Here is a 14,368-nt window from a genome sequence, read left to right on the forward strand (position 1 = left end):
CCTGTTTTACACGTTTCTTATTTTTTTAAATCGATCATTAGACAGTTTCCGATCTGTAACAGAGATGATCTGCGGTATCTGATATGGCTGCAGCTTCTGTTTGCAATGAGCTACGGCCCGCTTTCTGAAAGATTTGATATCTTCCTCTTTTTCAAGCACGGCCACTGCCGCAACAATCTCGCCTGTAATCGGATTTTTTCTGCCTGTTATGAGAACATCCCGGACATTCGGTATCTCCAGAAAGACGCTTTCCACCTCTGCCGGAAAAACTTTCTCTCCGCCCACATTAATGATTTCACTCTTTCTTCCGAGAATTCTTATATATTCGCCGTCTGTTTCCACCTGGTCACCGGTGTCGTACCAGCCGTCTTCATCGAAAGGTGACGGTGCGTTTAAATAGCCGAGCATCGCCGACTCAGAACGGACCCAAAGCGTGCCTCCGGTAATTTTGATCTCTGTTCCGGCGCCGCCTACTTTCATCCAAGTGGATTGGCTGTCTTTTGATTTCGTTGAGAATATACCCAGTTCAGTTAATCCGTATGTTTGTTTCAGCCGTACATCCGGAAACATCCGGTGGATGCCGCGCAGCGTTGATTGCGGCATCGGCTCTGTGCCGTAAGTGATCAGCCGGAGTGAAGAGAGGTTATAGCCGGCATCCGCCTTGGACATCAGCAGCATGTTTAAAAAGGTCGGGGTGGCGGGGAGCACTTGGACAGCATGTTTGTCGACCGCCTGATAAACGGACTCCGGCGTTCTGCTGTCTGATGTGACGATCGTTCCCCCGTTAAACAGAATCGCAAACAGCGTATTAATGCCGCCGATATGATCTAATTTCAGAAAAATGAGCGTACGCAGCGGTTTTCTCTTCGCCGTTTTATATTTTTCAAGCAGCCGGCCGGCGCTTAACACGGATGCTTTGCTTTTGCCGGAGGTTCCCGATGTGAAAATAATAATGCCTGATTCCCCTCTCTCGCGCAGGTCATCAAGCAGAGGGTGAGAGTCGCTTTCAGAACCTTCACGAAGCGTCCAGCTGTCATTTTCATTTATTTCAATGATTTGATTCACTTTCGCGTCTTCAAACATATCGAGATGCTTTTCCCTTGATTCATTGCTGAGAGGGACAACGATATTTCGGTTTAACAAAAGCGCCATCAGCAAAAAAATGGCGTTCGGGGAATAATCCCCGATAAGCGCCACACATTCTCCTTCACGTATTCCGTTTTGTTTAAGTTCTTTCTGAAAAAAGCTGATTCGTGCCAGCAAATCATCATACGTAAAAGTCTGCCCTTTAAAAATGAGAAACTCACTGTCTTGCGTTTCCCTAAGCTTATCAGTCACCCAGCTGATATCTCCCCTGCTTTCTGTTTTCATGATTGTGCACTGTCCATATATTTTTGATAAATATCACAAATGCTGCCGACGGTTGTAATGCTGGAAATCGTTTCTCCTTGGGAAAAAGGATCTACTCCGGTTTCCATCTCCATCTGTGCGACTAATTGAGCGATATCCAGTGATGAGAAGCCCAGATCCTCTATGACTCTCACATCATCTCCCGCTTCGACGGCCCGATATGACTGCTGTTCTTGAATGTCCTGAATGATTTGAGCGATGATCTGCTTCATTTCCTTGGTTTGTTCCATTTGCTTTCAGCTCCATTCTTCATTTTATAAACTTCTGATGACCCGTTTATAATCCGGAATATGATCTTGTGAAGAGGTCGGCACCGCCAGCAGCTTATCCACCTTGGAAATGGCCAGCAATGTATGATTTCTTTTCATATAGACTTCAATCTGATAGCTGATTTTCGCCACTGAGATCATACCAAGGGATTCACCGTGAAAGTCGGGATCGCATTCTTCAATGTGTCCCGTCATATAAATATCAAGCTCTTCATCTGCAAAACAATTTCCGTAATAATACGTCTCTCTTTCGAGCAAAAATAAATGCCGCGCGATTGAAACCGGAAAACCCGGCTTCGACCGGCGCGTCATCCATTCAAATTCCGCCGCATCCATTATCTTGCTGAATTTCGCAAACACCATGGCATGCCCGGGCGCAGCATCCTGATCAACAGGAACCCGATATAAAACGGGGTCTGCTGTTTTGAGATTGCCCGGCTTCATACCGAAGGCGTCCGTTCTGATTTTCTTTGACCGCATCAGCGCGTAAGGCGGCTTGGCTAGCTTAGAAAGTTCCGCAATGCATTCAGCCTTAGGCGCTGAGACTTTGCGGGTCGAACCTTCTGTTTGTGTGACGTCGACGACAATTAAACTATTGGCTTTCATAGAAGGAAAACGTCCCAGGTCCCACTCGCCTTTATCAGAGCTGATCGCTCCTTTCGGCCCGAACAAATAATCAGATTCTAATATGGTTTCTCCAAACCGGGAGATATCGACTCCGACGGAAACCTCGTCCCATAATCGATACTGATCAAGAGGCTGATCTGAAGGAACTTTAAGATGTGTCATAAAATAAGCCGGATACAAAATCAGCCCTTGGTGATCGGCCATCTGATCAGGCCGGAATCCCGTTCCGTCCGTTAAATGGTGACTGTGTGCGTTGCCGAATAACAGCAGCAGCGCGTACTCATTCAAATTCCCTAACCCGACATGGCTCATCGTTAATTCATGATTTTCAATCAGCATGGTCTGTCCTCCGCAGAAAAAATGTAATGGCTGGTCATACTCAGCCTGTAATCGATACCAGCCTTTGCGCAAGAAGGCCGGCTGTTTCTTCCATGAGCTGTTTGCCGATCAGATCGACATGCCTGTTTCTCCAATTTTCAAGCGGGGTTCCTTTCACCCATTGATTAAATGCGCCGAGCGCAGGGCCGCAATGAATTTGGTAATCTATTTTACTTTCGCTTTTCCCTTCCAGAGCGAGCCTTGTCGTATGAGAAAAATACCATTTAAATACCATCGCCATTTTGTGTTTCGGATTCTGTTCGGCTTTGGCGATCTGTTCAGGAGATTTGTCACGTTTCAACTGCTCATACACTTCTTCAAAACCGCGCTGGAAATACTTTTCTTCAATTAATGTTTTCGTTTTTTCATCTATTTCATCTAAAGAATTGTATTGTCTGTACAAGTCAAAGAGTTTATTGGCTCTTGCCGGGAAAAACAGTCCTTTTTTCAGCACCTGCACCCTTGCTCCCGCTTCAAACATATCTCCCGCGGGAGCGTATGACGTATCCTGCACGTTCGCTTCCTGAAGCAGATCTTTCACTGAATCACTTGTCCCGGCTTCGACCGTGCATTGATTAATAGAACCGGTTCCGATAAATTCGGCGCCGAGCAGAAACGCGGCAGCAGCCGCTTCCGGAGTGCCGATGCCGCCCGCTGCGCCGATTCTTACTTTTTTCGCATAACCGTGCTTCTCCATCATGCGGTCTCTGAGTCTGATCATGGCAGGCATTAATGTATACGGAATCCCTTGGTCGGTATGCCCTCCTGAATCCGCTTCAACGCAAATGTCATCAGCCATCGGAATTTCTTTTGCAAGCGCCGCTTCCCCGGCTGTCAGCCGATTGTCAGACACAAGTCTTTCCAGCACATGAGCCGGAGCCGGATTCAGAAAGGCCTCAGCGACTTCAGGCCGGGATACTTTCGCGATGATTCTGTTTTGAACTGACACCGACCCGTCATGATTCCTGCTTAGTCCCCTTGCCCTGTATATAACAAGAGCGGGGGTTATGCCCATAAATGCCGATGCTTCAATAAGATGAATGCCGTTTTTCAAATATAAATCTATCATTCTGACTTCCTTGTCAGGTGACATCATATGATGAAGAAGATTCATTCCGAATGTTTCCCCTTGCCGCAGTGCAGACCGGATGGTTCCGATGGCCTGTCCGATCCGTTCGATACTCAATCCGCCCGTTCCGAAAAAGCCCAGCATTCCCGCTTTTGCCGCTTTAATGACCATCTGTTCCGAAGCAATTCCCCTGTACATGGAGCCCGTCATGTAAGCATATTGGATGTTATAATCTTTTTTAAAATCTTCGTTCCCTAATCTCATTCCCGCCGTTTTTTGCGGATCAGCTGCCGATGCTTTAACATCAGCAGTATCAGACTCTTCTTTCGGCATAGGTAATGGGACGGCATCTTTTTTAATCTGACGCGTCAGTTTTGTCAGCACTTCCCCGGGCCCGACTTCTGCAATTTCATTATTTCCAAGTCCCATCAGACGGCGTATCGTGTCCGTCCACTTTACCTGATTGGTCATTTGCAAAGTCAGATTTGTTTTGATTTCATCATTCTTATAAGGTGCGGCATGAAGATTTGAGATCACCGGAAAACGAAGAGGCAAAAACGCCGTTTCTTCTAAATAATCCGCGAACTCTTTTTCAGCATCTTTCATATAGCGGGAATGGAAGGCGCCGCTCACATTTAAAGGAAGGTACATTCTCACGCCGGCTTTTTCAAAGACGGGGCCCGCTTTTTCAATGTCTTGTTTCGTTCCGGCGATCACAATTTGCGAAGGTGAATTGTGGTTAGCGATATCAATGCCGGTCAGATGATAATCGGATAGAACCTCTTTTACTTGTTCAGCGGTAAACCCCAAAACCGCCGCCATGCCTCCGGGAGCTGCCTTGCTCATGAGCTCCCCTCTTTTTTTTACAAGCTGCAAACCGGTCTCAAAATCAAAGCAGCCGGCCGCAAATAACGCATTATATTCTCCTAAACTGTGCCCTGCGGCGTAATCAGGCTCTCTGCCGCACTCTTTCATTTTCTTTAAATAACTGAGTGCACTCACCGTATATAACGCCGGCTGGGTAAATTGCGTTTTCCCCAGCTGGTGATTCGGATCCTCCAGACACAATTCTTCTATAGAGTAGCCTAATATGTCATCAGCCTGACGTGTCAGATCTTGAAATTCATCAAACAGTCCGGCTCCCATTCCTTTAAATTGAGAACCCTGCCCCGGGAACACAAACGTAAGCATCTTATCCTCATCCTTTCCGCATCGCCAATTTTGTACATCACATGTGGATCTCCATACAAAAACGTCTCTTATTTCATATATTGACTGGTGTAAACACCGGCATAAAAATAAAAACACAAACGCGTTTGCGATTCAGCACAGGTTTAAAAATCGCAAACGCATTGTGTTTTCCTTTTCTAACATAATTTATATCAAGACATCTTGCTTGTTTACTGAATGTTTCGCATGACAAGCTGCAGTGCCAATATGCCCGAAAACAGCCATGACGGCACACTTCTCCCTTATCATGTATATGTAGATATATACACTACAATCATTTTTATAATCCCTATTTCCTCTTCAACGTGCCGAAACAGCGATTGAAATTTAATAGGTGCTTTACATCAATTTAATAAATTTAACAAATAGTTGCTATTTAAAGAGAATAATATCAATTTATAGATAATAATGTCAAGGCTTTATTTCGTTATTTTCTGACATTTATTCCACAGTTTTATATTCGGTGGACAGTCGGCATAATTGTTTCGGGATAAATGTCAGATAATTCCCTGAACCCTTTTCATGTCAAAGAAAATTTCATCGCTTCTCTGTCAATTGGGTCTATACTTATTTTTCATTTTCATATATTATGTAAAAAAAAGACGAATTAGAAAAATTTTTAATCACTTTAAATACTATCCATTAAATACTTTCTTTGTATAATAATTTCTTATTATTCTAAGGAGGATCCAGTCATGAAATGGTACGCACTTTTTGTAGAGTCGGGAAAAGAAGAAGCAGTGCAAAAATTTCTGCGTCTGCAGTTTGATGAGCAGGCTCTCTACTCAATCATACCCAAGAAAAAAGTCACAGAACGAAAAGCCGGAATCAAATACGAGGCACTCAAAAAGATGTTTCCGGGATATGTTCTGTTTAAAACGAAGATGACAGAGCGGACATTTCATAAAATCAAAGAACTCCCCATTTCATGCAGAATCGTGAATAACGGCGCATATTATTCCAAAGAGCGTAAAACCTATTTCACGACAATTAAGGATGAAGAAATCCTCCCTATTATCAGGCTGATCGGAGAAGGAGACATTGTAGATTATTCAAAAGTCTATATTGAAAATTCAAAAGTAACCGTTGCCTCAGGGCCTCTTAAAGGAATGGAAGGCATTATTAAAAAGATCGATAAAAGAAAAAGACGCGCCAAAATCTGCCTGTCTTTTATGGGACTGGACAAAATGGTCAACGTCGGAATTGAAGTGCTCTCCAAACCCTAGCATTTCAAAAAAAGCATCAACAGCATGTGCCGTTGATGCCCTTTTTATATAAACAGACGAAAGCCCGACACCAAAATAACCCCGCTCACCACCGTCACGGTCAAATTTTTGTTTTCAAGGCATAGTTGAACTGAAGCCGTGCTGCGCCCATGAGGCAAAAATCACATTTAGGGGAAGATACATTTTAATCAAGAGCGGTGAATTGACGGTTGAGCTTCATGACGAAAAGCATGTGCTGAATTCGGGCGATGCCGCACAGTTATTTTAATTCCTCGGATGAATCGGTGACATATTTTATGCTGGTCTATTATCCTGAACCGGCTTAAACGCACATCAGGCTTCTTCAGACAGAAGCCTGACGGACCGCAACCCATTCTTGTATGCATTGAATCAGTTTCTGGACAGAAGGTGTCTGCGTCTCCTTTGCATGAGCTGTCAAAATGCCGAGCTGCCTGGAGACATACCGGTCGAACCGTTTGATGAGCACATCACAATCATTCACCAAAAGCTGCGGCAAGATGCTGATCCCCAGATTGTTCCGCACCATTGCAATAATCGCTTCATCCCCTCTGATTTGATAAGCGACCCGCGGCGTAATCTTTTCTTCCTTCAGCACTTTCAGCACATCAAAATGTGTCTCCGGATAAGGCACGATACATTTGACGGACTCCATGACATGTAACGGAACCGTTTCACATTGCGCCAATTCATGCTGCGGGCTCATCACAGCTACAATCGGATCCTCGGCCAACGGGTAAAAATGCCACTTCTCGCTGTGGGATGTCCCGATCGCCGCATCAATTCGGTCATCTTTCAGCCATTCTTCCAGTTCAGTAGAATTTCCTTCAAACAAATGCACCTTAATGGAAGGATACAGCTCATTAAATTCCCTCAAAATTTTCGGCAGCCATTTTACGGCCACGCTCGTAACAGTGCCGAGCCGGACTTCCCCTCTTTCTAACCCATTAATATTATCAACGGTTTCAGACAGTTTTTCATAGTTTTTTTGAATTTCCTTCATAATATGTAACACTTTCAAGCCATTTGCGGTGGGCCTCACTCCATGCCGCTGTCTGATCAAAAGCGGAAAACCGTACTCTTCCTCTAATTTACTGATCATTTGGCTGATGTTCGGCTGTGTGTAATTCAATATGGCAGCGGCTTGGGTCAGACTGCCGCTTTCAACCGTTTTAATAAAGGCTAAATGCTTCTTTAAATCCAACCGGCTTCATCTCCCAGATATCATTCTTTATTATCCAATGCATTAGTTATATTTAGTTTACTTATACATCAATCAAAAATAAAATGGCAATGTCTCCATCATTATACTTGATAACAAACAGAAGGTGAGCGTTTCAGCATGAGTTTTCTTATTCAGTTTTTTATCGGCGGCACCGTTATGATGGCCGCCGCGTATTTAAGCAAGTCGAAATACTTATTTTTATCAGGCGTTATCACATTGCTGCCGATCATGACGCTACTGAATATTCACTTGCAGCTGAAAAATATGAGCCCCGACGATTTCAGAGCCGCTCAAAAAAACGGAATATTCGGTGCCTTCGGCGCAGTGATCTTCATCAGCAGTATTTTCATCCTGACAAACTGGTTCAAAGGAGGCCACGCAGTCATCGGTGCGTTTCTCATCTATATTTGCTATATGATCGGCTGTAAATGCCTGTTATGAAGATACGGCACCGATGTGTATAAAAAAATGCCCTTCCAGAACAATAATAACAATGCGCTCAGTCGTGAGCAGTTTATATGACTGAATGATCATGAATTGTTATAATCAATGTCTAAAACATTCCGGGAGGCGAAATAAATGGCCAGAAAATTATTCACACCATGGACCGTTAAAGATGTAACGATCAAAAACCGTATTGTTATGGCACCGATGTGCATGTATTCCTCACATGAGAAGGACGGAAAACTGCAGCCTTTTCATATGGCGCACTATATATCGCGTGCAATCGGCCAGGTCGGCCTGATTATCGTTGAAGCGACAGCCGTTAATCCGCAGGGGCGCATTTCCGATCAGGATTTAGGCATTTGGAGCGATGATCATATCGAAGGTTTTGCCAAACTGACGGAACAAGTGAAAGCGCAAGGATCTAAAATCGGCATTCAGCTTGCGCACGCCGGACGTAAAGCTGAGCTTGAGGGAGACATTTACGCTCCGTCAGCCATTCCGTTCGATGAGCAGTCCAAAACACCGGCTGAAATGACGACAGAACAAATTAAAGAAACCATTCAGGAATTCAAACAGGCAGCGGCGCGCGCGAAAGAAGCCGGCTTTGACATTATTGAACTTCATGCGGCACACGGCTACTTAATGCACGAATTTTTGTCCCCTCTGTCCAATCACCGTACAGACGAATACGGAGGCTCACATGAAAATCGCTACCGCTTCTTAGGCGAGACCATTGAAGCCGTCAAGGAAGTCTGGGACGGCCCGTTATTTGTCCGTATTTCTGCATCGGATTATACAGACAAAGGGCTGGACATTGCGGATCATATCGGTTTTGCGAAGTGGATGAAAGAACAGGGAGTCGACCTCATTGATTGCAGCTCAGGCGCACTCGTTCAAGCTGATATTAACGTCTTCCCAGGCTACCAAGTGAGCTTCGCGGAGAAAATCCGTGAACAGGCCGAAATCGCAACAGGCGCCGTCGGTTTGATAACGACGGGAACAATGGCGGAAGAAATTCTGCAAAACAACCGCGCTGACCTTATTTTTGTCGCGAGAGAACTTCTGCGCGATCCGCACTTTGCAAGGAGTGCAGCGAAGCAGCTGAATACTGAAATACCGTCACCGGTTCAATACGACAGAGCTTGGTGATGAAATGACAGCCGGAGTTTTTCGATCCGGCTGTCTCTTTTTTTATTTTTTGAGAAACGATTGCCGAAGCTTCTCCGTCTTCACTATAGAACCAATTAGAGGGGATGACTCCAATGAAAGCAGCATGGATGGAAAGGACATATCTGATTGACGGGTGTCCGTTTTATACGAAACACCGTAAAGGCGCCGGCGAAGTGACGATCGTCTTTGAAGCCGGCTACGGCACTTCTTCTGAAACATGGACATCATTACTCGCTGACATAGATGAAGAATTTGGGGTTTTCACATATGACAGAGCCGGAATCGGCAAAAGCGGACAAAGCCGAAACAAGAGAACGGCGGACCACATGGTACAGGAATTAAACACTCTTCTTCTGAAGGCCGGCGTCAAGCCTCCTTATCTTGTCGTCTCGCATTCATACGGCGCGATTATCAGCAGACTTTGGGCGAGCCGGAACCGCCGGGATATTCTCGGGATGGTGATGCTTGATCCGGTTTCTGAGGATCAGGAGACGAAAGTGCTTCCGCTTCTTCCCGAAGAAATGAAAGCCGCCTATTTGAAACAGTTCATATTGGAAGGATCACACGCGGAATTTTTGACGAGCCTTCGTCAGATCAAGCATCAGCAGATTCATTTCGGCGATATGCCGCTGTTGATTTTATCATCGGGAGAGCGGGATGAGCGCTTAAAGCACGCTCATGAACAATGGGTGAAATTGCACAGAAGCATGCTTGATGTCTCTTATCAAAGCGGATGGATTCAGGCCAAAAACAGTTCTCATGCCATTCACCACGATGAACCGCATATCGTCCACCTTGCCATTTATGATGTTTGGTGCGCGGTGCGCCAGCAAATGAATGCTCCTGCCTATCAGGCGGTAAACTGATAAAACAAAAGCCATTGTGCAACGGCACAATGGCTTTTGTTATCGTGATCTATTTTGTCTCACGATGCAACGTATACTTTTTCAACCGGGGGGAATACTTTTTCATTTCTAACCGGTCCGGATTCGTCCGTTTGTTCTTCGTCGTAATATAATTTCTGTCCCCTGTCTCTGTACAGGCCAATGTAACATTTACACGCATCATTTTCACCCCTTATATAAATCGTAATTATTACGTTTTATTATATCTCAACAGAAAAAAATGTCAAGCGTCCATTTTTTAAGACCGCTCCACAGTGACCTCCATGAAGTCAAATGCGATCTTACTGTTTTCAAATACCGCTTTCGCCTCATGTTCGAGACGCTCTATCGGTGATTCCCCCTGATACCTTGCGCTGATATGAGTTAAGATCAGCTGTTTGGCGCCTGCTTTTTTTGCCGTTTGCGCAGCCTGTTCTGTCGTCGCGTGATAATAATTATGTGCGAGCTTTGCATCTTCCTTGGCAAACGTCGCTTCATGAACAAGCACATCCGCATTGCGCGCCAGCTCCGTTACCCGCTCTGATGCCCTCGTATCCCCGGAAAAAGCGACGATTCTCCCTTTTTTCGGGGGTTCCAAAAAATCCCGACCGTTAATGATTCTGCCATCATCAAGTGTGACCGTTTCGCCTTTTTTGATTTTCTGATAGACGGGTCCGGGCGGGATATTCATTTCTTTTAATCTGCCGGCCTGCAATGCGCCGGGAATATCCTTTTCCTGAACCCGGTAGCCGAACGCTTCCACGCCGTGAATGACGGATGCTGCGGTAACAATGAATTGCTCATCTTCAAAAACCGTCCCCTCTTCGATTTCATGTACGGTAAGAGGATACGTCAGATGAGTCGCCGTCACGTTCAGGCTTGTTTCGATAAAGGCTTTAATGCCTTTTGGCCCGTAAATCGTCAGCTCTTCTTCACCGCCCTGAAATGAACGGCTCCCCAACAGACCCGGAAGACCGTAAACATGGTCGCCGTGAAGGTGGGTGATGAAAATCTTCTCAATTTTCCTCGGTTTGATTGTTGTATGTAATATCTGATGCTGAGTGGCTTCTCCGCAATCAAACAGCCATACGGAACGCCTTTCTTCAAGAAGCTTCAGCGCGACGGACGTTACGTTTCTCGTCTTTGCCGGCATGCCGGCCCCCGTCCCTAAAAATAATAATTCCACAATGCTTCCTCCTAGATCTTTGTACTACTAAGGATACAGGATCAGGCTGAAAATGTGAATTCACCCGGGCCTTCTCCGACCTGATTAATTTTTTTCCGCAAACCGCAAAAAACAGGCTGAAATGTTTGCTTTCAACGAATTTTAGATTTAAAATGAAGGAAATATGCGGGGTTTTAAACCATGCTTCAGATAAAGTGAGGTACTCTAAGTGAAAACAAACGACAAACCAAAAGCAGTAATTGTAATATTTGGTGCCACAGGGGATTTGGCAAAACGAAAACTTTACCCATCCATTCACCGTTTATATAAAAATGGTCAAATTGGTGAAGAGTTTGCAGTTGTAGGTGTTGGAAGAAGACCTTGGTCAAACGAGGACCTCCGGGAAACCGTTAAAACGTCTGTTTCTTCTGCCGGGCAAAAAGACATAGACGATTTCACATCTCATTTTTATTACCATCCGTTTGATGTAACGAATCCGGGTTCCTATCAGGAGCTGAATGTCCTGCTTGATCAGCTTGAACATACATATGAAATCCCGAACAACAGAATGTTTTACTTGGCGATGGCTCCTGAGTTTTTCGGCACTATCGCAAAATCACTTAAAAACGAAGGTGTCACATCGACAAATGGCTGGTCCCGTCTCGTCATTGAAAAACCGTTCGGCCATGACCTGCCGAGTGCGAAAGAGCTTAACAAAGAAATACGCGAAGCTTTCACGGAAGATCAAATTTACCGGATCGACCATTACTTAGGCAAACAAATGGTTCAAAATATCGAAGTCATCCGGTTTGCGAATGCGCTGTTTGAGCCGCTGTGGAATAACCGCTACATCTCAAACATCCAGATTACGTCAAGTGAGGATCTCGGCGTTGAGGATCGTGCGAGATATTACGAGAAATCAGGCGCACTCCGTGATATGGTTCAAAATCATATTTTACAAATGGTCGCTCTCTTGGCGATGGAACCGCCGATTAAACTGAACACGGAAGAAATCCGCAGCGAAAAAGTGAAGGTGCTGAGGGCTCTCCGCCCTGTCGCTCCAAACGAAGTGAGCGACTACTTCGTCCGCGGACAATACCAAGCGGGAACGATTGACGGAAACGCTGTACCGAGCTATACAGATGAGCAAAATGTAGCACCGGATTCCAATACGGAAACATTCGTGTCCGGAAAGCTGTTAATCGATAACTTCCGCTGGGCCGGCGTTCCGTTTTATATCCGCACAGGGAAACGGATGAAAGAAAAATCAACGAAAATCGTCGTTCAATTTAAAGACATTCCGATGAACCTTTATTACGGCAATGAAACGAATGTAAATCCGAACCTGCTTGTCATCCATATTCAGCCGGATGAAGGCATCACTTTATATCTGAACGCTAAAAAATTAGGCGGAGCCGCTCATGCTCAGCCGATTAAGCTGGATTACTGCAGCAACTGCAGTGATGAAATGAACACACCGGAAGCCTATGAAAAATTAATCCATGACTGTCTGCTCGGTGATGCGACAAACTTTGCCCATTGGGACGAAGTGGCGCTTTCCTGGAATTTCGTCGATGCGATTTCCGAAACGTGGGCAGCCGACAAAACCCTTTCTCCGAATTATGAAGCCGGGTCAATGGGACCGAAAGCTTCGGACGATCTTCTTGAAAAAGACGGTCTCCACTGGTGGAATATATAAGAAAACATCAAAAAACCGCGGCGCCGTTCATGGACGGCCCGCGGTTTTTAATATCAGAAAAGCCCCCGCAATAACTGCGGGGGCTTCTTCATTACTTCATCCATTCAGTATGGAAAATGCCTTCTTTATCTGTGCGTTCATACGTATGCGCGCCGAAGTAATCACGCTGCGCTTGAATCAAGTTTGCAGGAAGCACTGCCGTACGGTAGCTGTCGTAATACGCAAGTGCGCTTGAGAACGAAGGTACCGGCACGCCTTGGGCTACGGCAAGTGAAATCACTTGGCGAAGGGCGCCTTGGTAGCTTTCTGCAATGTTTTTGAAGTAGCTGTCTAACAGCAGGTTGTCAAGCTCCGGTTCACGGTCATATGCGTCTTTGATCTTTTGCAGGAACGCCGCGCGGATGATACAGCCGCCGCGGAAGATCATCGCGATTTCACCGTATTTCAGATCCCAGTTATATTCTTCAGACGCGGCTTTCATTTGGGCGAAGCCTTGTGCGTAAGAACAGATTTTACTCATGAAGAGCGCTTTTCTGACCGCTTCAATCAGCTCTTCTTTATTTTCAGTGACCGGCTTAACGTCTGGCCCGGACAGAAGGCTGCTTGCTTTCACACGCTCTTCTTTCATTGCGGAAATGAAACGCGCAAAAACAGATTCAGTGATAATCGGAAGCGGCACGCCTAAGTCAAGAGCACTTTGGCTTGTCCATTTACCCGTTCCTTTTTGGCCTGCTTTATCAAGGATGACGTCAACAAGCGGTTTGCCCGTTTCTTCATCTTTTTTAGTGAAAATGTCAGCCGTGATTTCGATCAGATAGCTGTCAAGCTCTCCTTTGTTCCACTCAGCGAATACTTCGTGAAGCTCTTCGGCAGACAATCCGAGCACCTGTTTCAAAATGAAATATGACTCAGAGATCAGCTGCATGTCACCGTATTCGATACCGTTGTGCACCATTTTCACATAGTGCCCCGCTCCGTCCGGGCCGATGTATGTCGTACAAGCTTCTCCGTCCACTTTAGCAGAAATGGCTTCTAGAATCGGTTTCACGAGTTCGTGCGCTTCCTTTTGGCCGCCCGGCATAATAGAAGGCCCTTTCAGCGCTCCCTCTTCACCGCCTGATACACCCGTTCCGATAAAGTGAATGCCGCTTTCGGCAAGCTCTTTGTTCCGGCGCTGTGTATCTTTATAGTATGTATTTCCGCCGTCAATCAAAATATCGTCTTTTTCCAGATGAGGAAGAAGAGATTGAATCGTCGCATCCGTTGCAGTTCCCGCTTTAACCATTAATAAAATTTTACGGGGTGTTTCAAGAGACTGGACAAACTCCTCAATGCTGTATGTACCGACAACATTTTTGCCTTTTGCCTCTTCTAAAAACTCTTCCGTTTTGCTGCTTGATCTGTTGTATACAGACACAGAAAATCCCCGGCTTTCGATGTTAAGAGCCAGATTTTTACCCATTACCGCAAGACCGATAACTCCGATTTGTTGTTTTGACATATTCTAACGTCCCTTCTTCAAACGTTTAACCATTTTAAAATTTAAATTAA

13 protein-coding genes are annotated in these 14,368 nt (G+C 45.3%); 5 read left to right on the forward strand and 8 right to left on the reverse strand.

Going from position 1 to position 14,368, the window contains the following annotated elements; all coding sequences use genetic code 11:
• Positions 1-6: 6 nt before the first annotated feature.
• Genes JNUCC22_RS11180 through fabD form a run of 4 tightly spaced genes read right to left on the reverse strand, consistent with a single transcriptional unit; the run spans position 7 to position 4,944 of the window.
• Positions 7-1,371: a long-chain fatty acid--CoA ligase gene (locus tag JNUCC22_RS11180; protein ID WP_216061732.1), complete on the reverse strand. Its 1,365-nt coding sequence runs from the start codon at positions 1,369-1,371 to the stop codon at positions 7-9.
• Positions 1,368-1,640 carry an acyl carrier protein gene (locus JNUCC22_RS11185; protein ID WP_003153264.1) on the reverse strand — a complete coding sequence of 91 codons (273 nt, stop codon included), beginning with the start codon at positions 1,638-1,640 and terminating at the stop codon, positions 1,368-1,370. The genes JNUCC22_RS11180 and JNUCC22_RS11185 overlap by 4 nt, the downstream gene beginning before the upstream one ends.
• A gap of 24 nt (positions 1,641-1,664) precedes the next feature.
• Positions 1,665-2,645 carry an LnmK family bifunctional acyltransferase/decarboxylase gene (locus tag JNUCC22_RS11190; RefSeq protein ID WP_007612421.1) on the reverse strand — a complete coding sequence of 327 codons (981 nt, stop codon included), beginning with the start codon at positions 2,643-2,645 and terminating at the stop codon, positions 1,665-1,667.
• Positions 2,646-2,685: 40 nt separating this feature from the next.
• Positions 2,686-4,944: an ACP S-malonyltransferase gene (gene fabD, locus JNUCC22_RS11195; protein ID WP_216061733.1), complete on the reverse strand. Its 2,259-nt coding sequence runs from the start codon at positions 4,942-4,944 to the stop codon at positions 2,686-2,688.
• A 734-nt stretch (positions 4,945-5,678) separates the two neighbouring features.
• Here fabD and loaP point away from each other — a divergent pair.
• Positions 5,679-6,209 (forward strand): antiterminator LoaP, encoded by a 531-nt coding sequence (gene loaP, locus JNUCC22_RS11200; protein WP_007612427.1) that lies wholly within the window; start codon positions 5,679-5,681, stop codon positions 6,207-6,209.
• Positions 6,210-6,552: 343 nt separating this feature from the next.
• Here the strand turns inward: loaP and JNUCC22_RS11205 are convergent, their stop codons facing one another.
• Positions 6,553-7,431, reverse strand: coding sequence for a LysR family transcriptional regulator (locus JNUCC22_RS11205; protein WP_015240165.1), 879 nt, complete (start codon positions 7,429-7,431; stop codon positions 6,553-6,555).
• 138 nt (positions 7,432-7,569) lie between these two features.
• Between JNUCC22_RS11205 and JNUCC22_RS11210 the strand changes: the two genes are divergently transcribed.
• The 3 genes from JNUCC22_RS11210 to JNUCC22_RS11220 all read left to right on the forward strand — a co-directional run bounded on the left by JNUCC22_RS11210 (position 7,570) and on the right by JNUCC22_RS11220 (position 9,935).
• The gene (locus JNUCC22_RS11210; protein ID WP_216061734.1) at positions 7,570-7,893 is read left to right on the forward strand and encodes a GlpM family protein; all 324 of its coding nucleotides are present in this window, start codon (positions 7,570-7,572) and stop codon (positions 7,891-7,893) included.
• Positions 7,894-8,031: 138 nt separating this feature from the next.
• Positions 8,032-9,048, forward strand: coding sequence for an NADPH dehydrogenase NamA (gene namA / locus JNUCC22_RS11215; RefSeq protein ID WP_003153250.1), 1,017 nt, complete (start codon positions 8,032-8,034; stop codon positions 9,046-9,048).
• Between the two features lie 113 nt (positions 9,049-9,161).
• Entirely contained in the window at positions 9,162-9,935 is a 774-nt protein-coding gene (locus tag JNUCC22_RS11220) for an alpha/beta fold hydrolase (RefSeq protein WP_038459097.1), read from the forward strand.
• Between the two features lie 49 nt (positions 9,936-9,984).
• Here the strand turns inward: JNUCC22_RS11220 and rpmG are convergent, their stop codons facing one another.
• Both rpmG and rnz read right to left on the reverse strand, forming a co-directional pair.
• Entirely contained in the window at positions 9,985-10,134 is a 150-nt protein-coding gene (rpmG, locus tag JNUCC22_RS11225; protein WP_003153246.1) for a 50S ribosomal protein L33, read from the reverse strand.
• 78 nt (positions 10,135-10,212) lie between these two features.
• On the reverse strand, positions 10,213-11,139 hold the full coding sequence (gene rnz, locus JNUCC22_RS11230; protein ID WP_012117934.1) for a ribonuclease Z: 927 nt from the start codon (positions 11,137-11,139) through the stop codon (positions 10,213-10,215).
• A gap of 208 nt (positions 11,140-11,347) precedes the next feature.
• Here rnz and zwf point away from each other — a divergent pair, with 208 nt between their 5' ends.
• Positions 11,348-12,817, forward strand: coding sequence for a glucose-6-phosphate dehydrogenase (zwf, locus tag JNUCC22_RS11235; RefSeq protein WP_007612433.1), 1,470 nt, complete (start codon positions 11,348-11,350; stop codon positions 12,815-12,817).
• Between the two features lie 91 nt (positions 12,818-12,908).
• On the opposite strand, the gene gndA is transcribed toward zwf, so the two are convergent.
• Entirely contained in the window at positions 12,909-14,318 is a 1,410-nt protein-coding gene (gndA, locus tag JNUCC22_RS11240; RefSeq protein WP_007408395.1) for an NADP-dependent phosphogluconate dehydrogenase, read from the reverse strand.
• Positions 14,319-14,368 lie beyond the last annotated feature (50 nt).

Origin of the sequence: Bacillus sp. JNUCC-22 (assembly GCF_018861275.1) — a bacterium.
Taxonomy (GTDB): domain Bacteria; phylum Bacillota; class Bacilli; order Bacillales; family Bacillaceae; genus Bacillus; species Bacillus velezensis.

Coding starts and splice junctions, on each gene's coding strand:
- JNUCC22_RS11180 (WP_216061732.1), bottom strand. CDS start 1,371: ATGAAAACAGAAAGCAGGGGAGATATCAGCTGGGTGACTGATAAGCTT.
- JNUCC22_RS11185 (WP_003153264.1), bottom strand. CDS start 1,640: ATGGAACAAACCAAGGAAATGAAGCAGATCATCGCTCAAATCATTCAG.
- JNUCC22_RS11190 (WP_007612421.1), bottom strand. CDS start 2,645: ATGCTGATTGAAAATCATGAATTAACGATGAGCCATGTCGGGTTAGGG.
- fabD (WP_216061733.1), bottom strand. CDS start 4,944: ATGCTTACGTTTGTGTTCCCGGGGCAGGGTTCTCAATTTAAAGGAATG.
- loaP (WP_007612427.1), top strand. CDS start 5,679: ATGAAATGGTACGCACTTTTTGTAGAGTCGGGAAAAGAAGAAGCAGTG.
- JNUCC22_RS11210 (WP_216061734.1), top strand. CDS start 7,570: ATGAGTTTTCTTATTCAGTTTTTTATCGGCGGCACCGTTATGATGGCC.
- namA (WP_003153250.1), top strand. CDS start 8,032: ATGGCCAGAAAATTATTCACACCATGGACCGTTAAAGATGTAACGATC.
- JNUCC22_RS11220 (WP_038459097.1), top strand. CDS start 9,162: ATGAAAGCAGCATGGATGGAAAGGACATATCTGATTGACGGGTGTCCG.
- rpmG (WP_003153246.1), bottom strand. CDS start 10,134: ATGCGTGTAAATGTTACATTGGCCTGTACAGAGACAGGGGACAGAAAT.
- gndA (WP_007408395.1), bottom strand. CDS start 14,318: ATGTCAAAACAACAAATCGGAGTTATCGGTCTTGCGGTAATGGGTAAA.